The sequence below is a fragment of the Halarsenatibacter silvermanii genome (assembly GCF_900103135.1).
GTDB classification, from domain to species: domain Bacteria; phylum Bacillota; class Halanaerobiia; order Halanaerobiales; family Halarsenatibacteraceae; genus Halarsenatibacter; species Halarsenatibacter silvermanii.
Window position 1 is genome coordinate 43,713 of the sequence record NZ_FNGO01000006.1, and the last position, 12,115, is coordinate 55,827.

15 protein-coding genes are annotated in these 12,115 nt (G+C 47.9%); all 15 read left to right on the forward strand.

Going from position 1 to position 12,115, the window contains the following annotated elements:
• The first annotated feature begins 95 nt into the window (after nucleotides 1-95).
• The 15 genes from codY (at nucleotide 96) to BLT15_RS04565 (ending at nucleotide 12,111) form a co-directional block, all read left to right on the forward strand.
• Entirely contained in the window at nucleotides 96-878 is a 783-nt protein-coding gene (gene codY, locus BLT15_RS04495; protein ID WP_089759104.1) for a GTP-sensing pleiotropic transcriptional regulator CodY, read from the forward strand.
• Nucleotides 879-1,129: 251 nt separating this feature from the next.
• Nucleotides 1,130-1,636 (forward strand): chemotaxis protein CheW, encoded by a 507-nt coding sequence (locus tag BLT15_RS04500; protein ID WP_234985506.1) that lies wholly within the window; start codon nucleotides 1,130-1,132, stop codon nucleotides 1,634-1,636.
• 12 nt (nucleotides 1,637-1,648) lie between these two features.
• Complete coding sequence (locus BLT15_RS04505) at nucleotides 1,649-2,269, forward strand: chemotaxis protein CheC (RefSeq protein ID WP_089759106.1); 621 nt, start codon at nucleotides 1,649-1,651, stop codon at nucleotides 2,267-2,269.
• On the forward strand, nucleotides 2,269-2,745 hold the full coding sequence (locus BLT15_RS04510) for a chemotaxis protein CheD (RefSeq protein WP_089759108.1): 477 nt from the start codon (nucleotides 2,269-2,271) through the stop codon (nucleotides 2,743-2,745). Before BLT15_RS04505 ends, BLT15_RS04510 begins: the two co-directional genes overlap by 1 nt.
• 347 nt (nucleotides 2,746-3,092) lie before the next feature.
• A complete protein-coding gene (rpsB, locus tag BLT15_RS04515) occupies nucleotides 3,093-3,875 on the forward strand; it encodes a 30S ribosomal protein S2 (RefSeq protein ID WP_089759110.1) in 783 nt (260 codons plus the stop codon).
• 89 nt (nucleotides 3,876-3,964) lie between these two features.
• Complete coding sequence (gene tsf / locus BLT15_RS04520; RefSeq protein WP_234985507.1) at nucleotides 3,965-4,849, forward strand: translation elongation factor Ts; 885 nt, start codon at nucleotides 3,965-3,967, stop codon at nucleotides 4,847-4,849.
• A 92-nt stretch (nucleotides 4,850-4,941) separates the two neighbouring features.
• Entirely contained in the window at nucleotides 4,942-5,712 is a 771-nt protein-coding gene (gene pyrH, locus BLT15_RS04525) for a UMP kinase (protein ID WP_089759112.1), read from the forward strand.
• A 25-nt stretch (nucleotides 5,713-5,737) separates the two neighbouring features.
• Nucleotides 5,738-6,295 carry a ribosome recycling factor gene (gene frr, locus BLT15_RS04530; protein WP_089759114.1) on the forward strand — a complete coding sequence of 186 codons (558 nt, stop codon included), beginning with the start codon at nucleotides 5,738-5,740 and terminating at the stop codon, nucleotides 6,293-6,295.
• Between the two features lie 7 nt (nucleotides 6,296-6,302).
• Nucleotides 6,303-6,536 (forward strand): hypothetical protein, encoded by a 234-nt coding sequence (locus BLT15_RS04535; RefSeq protein WP_089759116.1) that lies wholly within the window; start codon nucleotides 6,303-6,305, stop codon nucleotides 6,534-6,536.
• 53 nt (nucleotides 6,537-6,589) lie between these two features.
• Complete coding sequence (gene uppS / locus BLT15_RS04540; RefSeq protein ID WP_089759118.1) at nucleotides 6,590-7,306, forward strand: polyprenyl diphosphate synthase; 717 nt, start codon at nucleotides 6,590-6,592, stop codon at nucleotides 7,304-7,306.
• Between the two features lie 7 nt (nucleotides 7,307-7,313).
• A complete protein-coding gene (locus BLT15_RS04545) occupies nucleotides 7,314-8,123 on the forward strand; it encodes a phosphatidate cytidylyltransferase (protein ID WP_089759120.1) in 810 nt (269 codons plus the stop codon).
• Between the two features lie 65 nt (nucleotides 8,124-8,188).
• A complete protein-coding gene (gene ytvI, locus BLT15_RS04550; protein WP_089759121.1) occupies nucleotides 8,189-9,244 on the forward strand; it encodes a sporulation integral membrane protein YtvI in 1,056 nt (351 codons plus the stop codon).
• Nucleotides 9,241-10,386, forward strand: coding sequence for a 1-deoxy-D-xylulose-5-phosphate reductoisomerase (gene dxr / locus BLT15_RS04555; RefSeq protein ID WP_234985508.1), 1,146 nt, complete (start codon nucleotides 9,241-9,243; stop codon nucleotides 10,384-10,386). Before ytvI ends, dxr begins: the two co-directional genes overlap by 4 nt.
• Nucleotides 10,380-11,456 (forward strand): RIP metalloprotease RseP, encoded by a 1,077-nt coding sequence (gene rseP, locus BLT15_RS04560; RefSeq protein WP_089759125.1) that lies wholly within the window; start codon nucleotides 10,380-10,382, stop codon nucleotides 11,454-11,456. The genes dxr and rseP overlap by 7 nt, the downstream gene beginning before the upstream one ends.
• Nucleotides 11,457-11,556: 100 nt before the next feature.
• Nucleotides 11,557-12,111 (forward strand): HD domain-containing protein, encoded by a 555-nt coding sequence (locus tag BLT15_RS04565; protein WP_234985509.1) that lies wholly within the window; start codon nucleotides 11,557-11,559, stop codon nucleotides 12,109-12,111.
• Nucleotides 12,112-12,115: the final 4 nt, after the last annotated feature.

Genomic DNA, 12,115 nt, shown 5'->3' on the forward strand with positions numbered 1-12,115 from the left:
TTCTTCTGCAAAATATTAACTCTTTTAGCAGATGGAATGAGATAAGCAGGATCCTATATTAAAAAAGCTTATTATTTAAATGGAGGTTGTTAAAAATGACTGACCTGTTAGATAAGAGCCGAAAAATCAATCGACTGCTGCAGCAGACAGGAGGAAAGCCGGTTGACTTCGATGAGATGGCCAAAGCTTTAAAAAGCGCCATAAGATGCAATGTGTATGTGGTAAGCCGAAAGGGCAAGATTTTGGGTCACAGTCTGCTCGATGATTTCGAATGCGACATTATGGAAGAAGAGGTAATCGATTCCGGTTATTTCCCCGAGGATTACAACAGTTTCATGCTGAATACCTATGAAACCAGAGACAACATCGATCAAAAAGACAATGACTGCGTCTTCAAAGAAGGTGAAGACTGTCTTTTCGAGGATAAATTAACCACTATAGTTCCCGTTGTCGGCGGCGGCGAAAGGCTGGGCACTCTTGTTTTAGCCCGTTATGATGATGAATTCGTCAATGAAGACCTGGTGCTGGGTGAATACGGGGCAGCCGTGGTGGGCATGGAGATACTCCGTTCCCGCAGCGAAAAAGTCGAAGAGGAAGCCAGAAAGAAAGCTGCTGTGCAGATAGCCATAGATACCCTTTCTTATTCTGAGCTTGAAGCTATCGAACACATATTCGAAGAGCTGGAAGGTGAAGAGGGTCTGCTGGTGGCCAGCAAAGTTGCCGATCGCGTGGGCATCACCCGCTCGGTCATAGTCAATGCTCTGCGCAAGTTCGAAAGCGCCGGTGTGATCGAATCGCGCTCTCTGGGTATGAAGGGAACCTATATCAAGATTCTCAACGAGTATCTGCTGGATGAGCTCGACAAGATGATGATATAAAAGACGGGAAATCTCAATAGTTGGCCGACATTTCCCAGATGTCTAAATCTGTAAGCTGCAAGCTGTATTTATCTGCCAATCATTCCTGCATGGTTTGTTATAAGCCGTGCAGGTTTTGTTTTTCTTCTTTGAATAAGCGGCAGGAATTAATTTTATTATGAAGAACTATAAATTATAGCGGCCGGGTCCAATTTTTGACGGCTTCTTTCCAATCTGTATCAAAAAGGATTTATTTAAGCGGGGGATTTAATATGGTTAAAACTAACAGCGGCAGCATGGAGGACAGCTCGACTGATTTTGAGGAAAAACAGTATATAGTTTTCAGCGCTGGCAATCAGGATTTTGGCGTCGAGATCATGCAGACCAGAGAGATCATCAATATGTCCGAGCTCACCGATATGCCGAACTCACCTGATTTTATCAAGGGAATTGTAAATCTGCGCGGCGAGATAGTGCCTATAGTCGATCTGGAGAAAAGGTTGATGAAAAACGACACTTCGCTCTCCGCCGATGAAGGGCGAATTATCGTCGTATCCATCAACGAAAACCTGGTGGGCATGCAGGTAAACCAGGTGGAGGGGATCATCCGGCTTGATACTTCGAAGATAGGTCAGGCTCCGGACATCACCACCAGTGTGAGGAGCAATTTTATAAAAGGAGTCGGCAAACTGGAAGAAAGACTTTTGATAATACTGGATCTGGTCAACGTACTGACCGCTGAAGAAGTAGAACAGATCGAAGAGCTGGACACAGAATAGGAGGAATAAGCATTGGCTGACGATCTGCTGAAAAACCTGGAAGAACAGGAACTAGATGCGCTGAAAGAAATAGGTAATATCGGGGCCGGCAATGCCGCTACCGCCTTCGCCCAGTTTCTCGATAGAAGAGTTGACATGACCGTTCCTTCTGTCAACATAATTCCCCTCTCTGAAGCACACGAACTGACCGGTGACAGTGCTGAGAGGGTTGCCGGGATCAGGTTGAAGGTCATGGGCGATGCTCCTGCCACCATTTTGTTTATGGCCGGAGGCGAAAGCGTGGAAAGGCTTGTCTCCATGGTGGCTGACAAGGATGTCGACTTCGAGGATCTCGATGAGATAGACTCCTCTGCCCTCAAGGAGCTCGTGAATATTTTAAGCGGTTCTTACCTCAACTCTCTCAACAAAATGACCGGTTTCAATCTCGTGCAGTCCGTACCTGAGTTTGCCGTGGATATGGCGGGAGCAATTATCAGCACCACTTTAGTTCCCGTGGGCAAGACCAGCGATTACACCATGGTTATAGAAACTCAGTTTGTCGAGGGAGGAGAGGAGATAGATAGCTATCTTATGCTGATACCTCACGGTGATTCTTTAAGGAAAATTCTTTCTTCACTGGGATTTGATTTCTGATGGATGGAGAAAACATAAAGGTGAGAATGGCCGAATATGGAATAGGCAGCAGCCCGGACAAAATCGTGACCATAGGCCTGGGATCCTGTCTGGGGATTACCCTTTTCGATCCCCGGAAAAAACTGGGCGGTATGGTCCATATAATGCTGCCCGAGAACAAGAAGAATTTAAAACCGGCAAAATATGCCGATACCGGGCTTCCCCTGCTGGTCGAGGAGATGGAGAAAAAAGGCGCTTCCCGCCGGCGTTTCGAGGCTAAAATAGCCGGGGGGGCTTCCATGTTTTCTGTTTCGGAGAATTCCTCTCTGGATGTAGGTCGGCGCAATATCAAAAAGGTGGAGTCGGTTCTCGATGATTTGAATATCGATATTCTGGGAAAAGATGTCGGTGAAAATTTCGGCCGAACCATGGAGTTTTATACCAGCACCGGCGAGGTCATCATCACCTCACACCAGCGGGATGAACTCTCGCTTTAAAACGGTTTAAGGATCTTCTTGTTATCAGTTGATAGATAATGAGGTTTTACACAACTATTAACCAACTGGATACAAGAAAATCCCGGTTTAATAATACGTCTGATTTTATGCAACCTTTTGATCATTTCTCAATCTTTTTGCCTCCGTTTTTTTTATTGATATAGCTAAATCTTTATGTTATACTTCGAATTAGGCAAAAAAAAGTTGCAAAAATCTACAGCACACACGCTCGTGGATCCTGCTGCGGGTGCCAGCCTATAGCTGGTTGCAGCCCTCAAGATATTGAGGGATAATTCAGGATAGGAAGCGGGCGGAGGTTTAACCAGGGAAGGAGGTGCAGCAATTATATGTCAGTAGTCAACATGAAAGAGCTGCTTGAATCGGGTGTTCACTTCGGCCATCAGACCCGACGCTGGAATCCCAAGATGGAATCCTATCTGTTCACCGAACGGAACGGGATATACATCATCGATCTCCAGCAGACGGTATCCCTGATGGATGAGGCTTATGAGTTCGTCAGAAAAGAGGCCAGTAAGGGTAAAACCATACTCTTTGTGGGCACCAAGCGGCAGGCTCAGGAAACTGTCAGAACCGAAGCTGAAAGGTGCGGCATGCCCTATGTGAATCAGCGCTGGCTGGGAGGTATGCTCACCAATTACGAGACCATCAAGAAAAGAATCGACCGTTTAGAAGAGATCGAACAGATGGAAGAGGACGGTCTTTTTGAGGTGCTTCCCAACAAAGAGGTTATAGAGCTCGAGCGCGAGCACGAAAAACTTGAGCGCAATCTGGGTGGCATCCGTCATATGGATGGTCTTCCCGATGTAGTCTTTATAACTGATTGCCGCAAGGAATCGATAGCAGTTGATGAGGCCAATAAGCTCAACATTCCCTTAGTGGCCATAGTCGACAGCAATTCCGATCCCGATCTGGTCGATTATGTCATTCCCGGCAATGATGACGCTATCAGAGCCGTCAAACTTTTGACCAGTCGGATTGCCGATGCAGTTTTGGCCGGTAAACAGGGGCGCAATTCAGATGAGCCCCAGCCGGAATCAGCCCGGGAAGAGCAGGCTGAGGACCGGGAAGAGAGCGATGAAGCTGAAAAAGAGAAGGCCGAAGCAGAATAAATAATATCAGAATAACGTAAAAAGTTCCGGCTGCATCTGCTCCTGCAGCCGGGCTTTTAAACGTGAATAAAGTCAGGGAGGTAATCAAGATGGCAGATTTTGGCATGGATGAAATTAAAAAACTGCGAGAACGGACCGGAGCAGGAGTCATGGACTGCAAGGAAGCTCTTCAGGAGAAAGATGGAGAGATAGAAGCAGCTATAGATTACCTGCGAGAAAAAGGCATGGCCGAAGCAGCCAGCCGCGATAAGGTAGCTGCAGAGGGTCTGGTCGAGGTCGAAGTTGCCGAAGATAAAAAGACCGGTCTTGTTTGTGAGGTTAACAGCGAGACCGATTTTGTCGCCCGCAACGACGAATTCGTCGAGCTGGTAGAAGAACTTTCCGGTCAGCTTTTCGAGAGTTCGGCCTGTGAAGTCGCTGATTTTCTGGAAGAGGACTGGGATGAAGAGCTTACAGTCGATGAAAAAATCCGGGAAGTAGCAGCCAGCATGGGTGAAAATATCAGGCTCAGACGCTTTGAGCGCATTGAAACAGATGGATTTTTGGTAGGATATCTGCACCAGGGAGGCCAGATCGGCACGCTGGTCGAGGTCTCCGGCGAAGAAGATCTGCAGGCTGCCAAAAATATAGCCATGCATATAGCCGCCTCGGCTCCTAAATATATCGATAGAGACGAAGTCGCCGAGGAGGATATTGAAAGGGAAAAGAAGGTTTATCGAGAACAGATGATAAATGAGGGCAAGCCTGAACATATCATCGATGATATAGTAGAGGGAAAGATCGATAAATTCTATACGCAGATTTGCCTTCTGGAGCAGGAGTATGTTCGTGATCCCGATATGAACGTGGCCGAATATCTGGAAGAGGCAGGACTGGAGGTCGAAAACTTTGTCCGCTACGAGGTGGGCGAAGGGCTCGATACAGATGATGAGGATTTTGCCGAAGAAGTAAAAGCACAGGTTGAGGATAAATAAACGGTGATACAAAAGAGAACACAGCTCCCTGTGTTCTCTTTTGTATAACTGCAGTTTTTTATAAAAATATCTAAGTTCACGGAGGTTTACAGATGGCTGAAGAGAACGAGCTGGAACAAAAAGAGGAAGAGACCAGCAGCGACAGGGGAGGTTCGTCTGCTTACTCCCGGGTTCTGCTCAAAATCAGCGGAGAAGCTCTGGTGGCTGAGAGCGGTTTTGGAATCGAACCGAACACGATTCAGAGACTGGCCCGGGAAATCTACAATGTTGTCGATAAGACAAACGTAGAGCTGGCTATAGTTGTTGGTGGCGGAAATATTTTTAGGGGTGTAGCCGGCAGCGCCCGCGGCATGGACAGGGGAACTGCTGATTATATGGGGATGCTGGCCACAGTTATCAATGCTTTAGCCCTGCAGGATGCTATCGAGTCGCTGGGTCTGGAAGTAAGGGTTCAATCGGCAATCGAGATGCGGCAGGTGGCCGAACCTTACATCAGAAGAAGAGCAATAAGACACTTAGAGAAGGGCAGAGTGGTAATTTTTGCCGCCGGAACCGGAAATCCCTATTTTTCTACAGATACCACCGCGGCTTTGAGAGCAGCTGAGATTTCCGCTGAGGCAATATTGATGGCCAAAAATGTTGACGGCGTCTATGACTCCGATCCCGTCGTCAATCCTGATGCCATCAAATTTGAGGAGCTGGCCTATATAGACGTTCTTAACCGATCTCTGGAAGTTATGGATTCTACCGCGATTTCGCTCTGCATGGATAATGAAATTCCTCTGATAGTATTTGGAGTAAAAGAAGATGGGAATATTGTCAGAGCGGTAAAAGGGGATGAGATAGGAACATACGTCAGGTGAATATCTTCAAAGGGGGTTTAATTCAATGATTGGACAGGTTGAAGCCGAAGCGGAAGAAAAAATGCAGGAGGTCATCGAGGATCTGGAAAATGAGTTCAAAAATATTCAGACCGGCAGAGCTCGACCCTCGCTGGTCGAGGATATCGTGGTTAATTATTACGGAGAAAAAACACCGCTCAACCAGATGGCCAAAATTTCCGCACCTGAAGCCAGACTTCTGGTGATCGAGCCCTGGGATAAAAGCGTGATTGAAAATATTGAGAAGGCCATTATGAAAGAAGACTTAGGTTTTAACCCCAACAATGACGGCAATGTCATCAGGATCAATATTCCCAAATTGACCGAGGAGAGAAGAAATCAGCTTTCCAAACTTGCCAGCGAAAAAGCTGAAGAAGCCCGCGTCTCAATCAGGGAAATTCGCAGGGAAGGTATCGAGGAACTCGAACTTTTAGAGGATGAAAGCGAGATATCCGAGGATAATTATTATCGTGGCGAGGAGAACATGCAGGAACTTCACGATCAATATATAGATAGGATAGATGAGATGCTGGAGGAGAAAAAAGAAAGAATAATGGAGGTTTAACTGCTGCATGCAGCCTTTAGATGAAAAAACCCTGAGAGAATATAAACATAAATATCAGGGCGGCAGGCTGGCCGATTTTCTTCCCCGGCTGGAAGAGGACATACTTTACAGGCTGATAGAGGTAAAACCTCCCGACAAAAATGCAGGAAAGGGACCTGCCCGGGTCCTCAATATAAAATATTCCCGGGAGCAGGAGAGCAAGGTTTTACAGATTTATTACTGCATTGAAAATTATCCTTAAATTCTGCAGATCACCCCTCTCCGGAGGGGATGATTATTTTTAGGAGGAAAGCTATGAAGCCGCCTGGACATATTGCTATAATAATGGATGGAAACGGCCGCTGGGCCCGAAGCCGCAGCCGTCCCCGCACCTTTGGACACGATCAGGGGGTTAAGGCGCTGGAAAGGACAGCCAGAGCTGCTGCAGACCTGGGGGTGGAATATTTAACTGTTTTTGCCTTTTCCACGGAGAACTGGGCTCGACCCAGCTCCGAGGTGGAGTTTTTATTTGAACTTCTCCAGGAGACTGTCAATGAGGAACTCGATAAACTGCAGGAAGAAGAGGATTTTATCATCAAATTTATCGGCCGCAGGGAAGAGCTTTCCCGGGATTTGAAACAGGCTATCGAGAGGATTGAAGAAGTATCGAAGGATAATGATGGCCTCCGCCTGACAGTGGCCTTCAATTACGGCGGCAGAAAAGAGATAATAGATGCGGCCAAAAACCATATGAAAAATTTCGATGATATCCAAAAAGCCGCCGCAGCCCTTGATGAAAATACCTTTGCCGAAAGTTTTTACGATCCCGGGATGCCTGATGTCGACCTTCTTATCCGCACCGGAGGCGAGAAAAGAATTTCCAACTTTTTGCTCTGGCAGCTGATCTATGCCGAGCTTTATTTCACCCCGACACTCTGGCCTGATTTCGATAGTGAAGATCTTGAGAAAGCCGTTGCCGATTTCAACGAGCGTTCCCGCCGTTTTGGCCGGGTTCCTGACGAAGGGAGCTGATGCAGAGATGCTTATCAAGCGGGTTGGAAGCGGAATCGCCGGGATTTCTTTTTTGATAGCGATAGTTTATGCAGGATCGCTGCCTTTTTTTCTGCTTTCCGCCCTGTTGACGGTGGTGGGAGCAGTTGAATATCATCGTCTGCTGCCCTCAAAAGAGGATGATAACCAGCTGCTGCTGCCGGCTTTGAGCCTTACTTTCATCTTTGCCCTTTATTTTTCCGCACGGCTCTCATCAGGGTTGATTCTGGCAGCGCTGGTCTTATTTCTCTCCTTTTTTCTGCTCTATATACTGCAGATAATAAATTTTAGCTATGAGGGCATTCTTTTGAAACTTCCCGTCCGATTTTTCGGGCTGATTTATCTGGGGGGAGGATTTTTCTTTCTCAGCCTGCTGCGGGACTTTTCTGCAGCCCCCCTGGCGCAGGCCCGAGCTCTCTGGTTTGTGCTGATAGCTACCTGGGCCAGTGACACCGGGGCTTATTTTGTAGGAAGAGCTCTGGGCAGAAAAAAGCTGGCTCCGAAAATTTCACCCAACAAGACGATCGCAGGAGCGCTGGGCGGACTTATGCTCTCCCTGCTTCTGGTTTCGATTTATACCCTGATTTTAGGCATTTTCAGGCCGCTCTGGATTCCGCTGGCTTTTCTGCTGGCAGCGGTGTCTATTCTGGGAGATCTTTTTGCCTCCTGCCTGAAAAGAGATGCGGGGGCTGATGATACCGGCGAAATAATCCCCGGCCACGGGGGCGTGCTGGATAGATTCGACAGCCTGCTTTTTTCCGCACCCAGCGCCTATTTTTTGTTCTTATTTTTATTATGAGTTTCTGCCGGCCAAAAAAGTGCCGGATAGAACGTTTTTAGAACGAAATAAGCGAGGTAATTATTATGGATAGAACGATTCGTCAGATGCTCATAACTGTACTCATACTGCTGGCCGGACTGTTCGTAATCCGTTTTCTTTTTATGCTTTTTGCCCCCTTTATTATCGCTCTGATTCTGGCCAAACTTATCGATCCCGCCGTCACCGGCCTGGAGGCGAAAATTCCCGGAGGCAGAACGGCGGCCACACTGCTGGTGCTGGCCGTTTTGGTGGGAGTGCTGGTGCTTCTTTTGGTGTTAGGAGTTTCGCGGCTTTATGTCGAGGTCAATCAGATAATAGTCACTCTGCCCGAATATGAGACACTGGTTGAACAGCTGCAGTTTGAGGGCGACTGGAGGGAGCTGCTGGAAAGTTTTGAGATCTCCGATACCATCCTAGATGCTATAGAGGATAATATACAGATAATTTTCTCCACCGTTCGTTCTGGAGTGCTGGAGATTGCCAATTATACTCTGAATGCTATCAGCAGACTGCCGATGGTGCTTGTAATTCTGTTTTTGAGCATAGTGGCAACCTTTTATCTCAGCAAGGATAAAGATAGAATCGACCGCATGGTTTATAAGCTGTTTCCCGATGAATGGGAGGAGAGAGTGACGAGATTTAAACAGGAACTCTCGGAGTCAGCTCTCGGTTATATCAAGGCTCAGCTGATCCTGATATCTATTTCGGGAACTATTACCGGCATAGGCTTATTTATCATGGACAGCGAGTATGCCCTGTCGCTGGCGGTTATGGCTGCTGTGCTCGATCTGATCCCTATTATAGGTCCGGCACTAATCTTCTACCCCTGGGCTGTTTTCAGTGTTTTAACCGGGAGTATCGGCACCGCCGTCGGGTTGATAGCCATTCATCTGACACTGACCGGAGTGCGTTCAGCCGCTGAAGGACAGATTATCGGAGGGAATATCGGGATTCACCCGCTGGCCACTCTGATGTCGCTTTTTGCCGGTTTTAGACTGCTGGGGGTTATAGGTTTATTGGCCGGTCCGGTACTGCTGGTACTGGTAAAAACTTCAGCCCGTGCCGGCTTAATTCCTTTCTGGGAGGCAGAAGAATATTGAAAAAACTCGTTCTGCTGGGTGCTACCGGTTCAATCGGTGAACAGACTCTGGAAATTTTAGCTAAAAAAGATGATTGGTCGCTTCTGGCTGCCAGCTGCTGCAGCGATATAGAGGGTTTGCTGGAAATAATTAATCGTTTTCAGCCGAAATACGCTGCCGCAATCAGCGAAGAAAAAGCTCACTCACTGGAGAAGAGAGCAAAAATAGATAATCTCGAGGTGCTGGCCGGCGAGCCGGGATACAACAGGCTGGCCGGGCTGGCTGAGGCCGATCTGGTCATAAATGCTATCATGGGAGCTGCCGGGCTCAAACCGACTCTGAAAGCTTTGAGATCGGGACAGAGGCTGGGCCTGGCAAATAAGGAGAGCCTGGTCACGGGCGGCAGCTTGATCTCTCAGGCTGCAGATAAAAAAGATGCTGAACTTCTGCCGGTAGACAGCGAACACAACGCTATTTTTCAGCTGCTGGAAGGAAAAAATAGCGGAGAGGTGCGCCGGCTGGTCCTCACAGCCTCGGGCGGGCCCTTTCACGGGTATTCCCGATCTCAACTGGCAGACGTCGATGTTGCCGAAGCTTTAGATCACCCCAACTGGGATATGGGCAGCAAAATAACCATTGACTCAGCTACCCTTATGAACAAGGGGCTTGAGGTCATTGAAGCCCGCTGGTTATTTGATTTTAACTATGATAAAATAGACGTAATGGTTCATCCTGAAAGCATTGTCCACTCTTTGATCGAGCTGACAGATAATACTTTTCAGGCTGAGCTGGGCGCTCCGGATATGAAAAAACCTATAGAATATGTGATCAGTTATCCTGACAGAAGTGAAAGTTCATCTGATTTCGATCTTTTCGGCCGCGAACTGAGTTTTAAAAAGCCTGACCGCAGCACTTTTCCCTGTCTTGATCTGGCCTATGAGAGCGGCCGCAGGGAGAAGGGATATCCCGTCGTTTTGAATGCTGCCAACGAGATGGCGGTAGCAGCCTTTTTGGATGAAAATCTCAATTTTATGAGGATACCCGCAGTGATAGAAACTATGCTGGCAGAACATGATCCGGTTGATCTCAAAACCGCCGGGGAAATTCTCGAGCTGGACCGACAGGTTCGTCAGGAAGCAAGGGAGGTAATCGCAAATTGTTAACGACTGTCATCGCTTTTATTATATTTCTGGGAATTTTAATATTTGTCCATGAGCTCGGCCATTTTTTAATGGCCCGCAGGATGGATATTCGGGTCGAAGAATTCGCCCTCGGTTTTGGACCCAAGCTTTTATCCCGCAAAAAAGGAGAGACCCGCTATTCTATCAGGATTATACCTCTGGGCGGATTTTGCAGTATGACCGGTGAGATGCCGGTGGATAAGGAAGATCTCGATCAGGAAGAGCGGGAGATATATGAGGAAGCGAGAGAGAATGAGCGCTGCTTTTTTCAGAAATCTCCTCTTAAAAGGCTGGCGGTGCTGGTAGCCGGCCCGCTCATGAATGTTGCCCTGGCCATTTTAGCCTTTGTGCTCATCTTCGGAATTTACGGAGTTCCTGTAGAACATGCTCATGATGCCGTGGTGGGTGAGATGTTTCCCGGCGAACCGGCGGCCAGGTCCGGTATCCGCGGCGGAGATGAGATCCTCGCCATCGAAGGCGAGGAGGTGAGCAGCTGGCAGGAAATGACCAACATGATACGAGAAAACCCTGGCGAAGAATTAAATATTACTCTGCAGCGGGATGAAGAAATCAAGGAGATACAGGTAACCCCGGAGCTGGACGAGGAAACCGGATATGGAATGATCGGGGTGCTGCCCCGGGTTGTCCGCGAGCGGGTGGGCCCGATAACCGCTGTGCACAGGGGGGTGGCCCAGACAGGCCAGGTCGTTGTCCTGACGGTGCGCGGCTTCATTCATATAATAAGCCAGGCCAGCACTGATGAGCTGGGCGGACCGGTAATGATAGCCTCGATAGTGGGGCAGGCTGCCCGCACCGGACCGGAAAATGTGCTCAACTGGCTGGGAATCATAAGCATAAACCTTGCTATCATTAATCTAATACCCTTTCCGGCTCTCGACGGCGGCAGAGTCATCTTCGTGCTGGCAGAGTTGATCAGCGGCAAAAAAATTCCTCAGGAAAAAGAGGGCTGGGTCCACATGGTTGGTTTTGTGCTGCTGATTCTGCTGATGATCTTCATCATCTATCAGGATATCATAACAACCTTTTTCTAAATGATGGATTGTTGAAAAATATGGATCTCCTTCTTATACGATATCCAGCAACTGATAACAAGAAGATCCAAAAATACTTGATGGTCGGGAGGACTTATCAGTGAAACTGCCCCGCATCACCCTGGTATCTCTTCTAACCGACAGCGTAACTTTAAAGCATATGCGTGTGGCCGGTTTTCATCATGCTGTGGTGGCGGCTGAAAATGCTTTTCAGCTGGCTAAGGAGCGCAATATCTGTCCCGATCTCTCCACCAAAGCAGCGCTGCTGCATGATATAGGTCATACTGACTGGGAAAAGCAGGGGGAATGGGATTTTGAATCCTATGATTATTTCGATATACATCCCATAAAGGGAGCTGAGAGGGCGCATGAGCTCCTCACTCTCAAAGGAGAACATCTCGGCAAGGCCAGAGAAATAGCTCTGGCTATTTTATTTCACAGCGGTTCCAGCCCCATAAATACCAACCTGGAGCTGACCCCCCTGCAGAAGCTGGTTATGGAAGCAGATGACCTGGATGAACAGGAAAGCGGCAGACATCATCTCACCGAGATTCCTCTAAAAGAGGCTATCGACAGGATGGAGGAGCTGGATGAAAACATCGATATACACCTAAATAGGTGTGATGAGCGCTGCTGGAACTGCGATAAACGATAGGAGG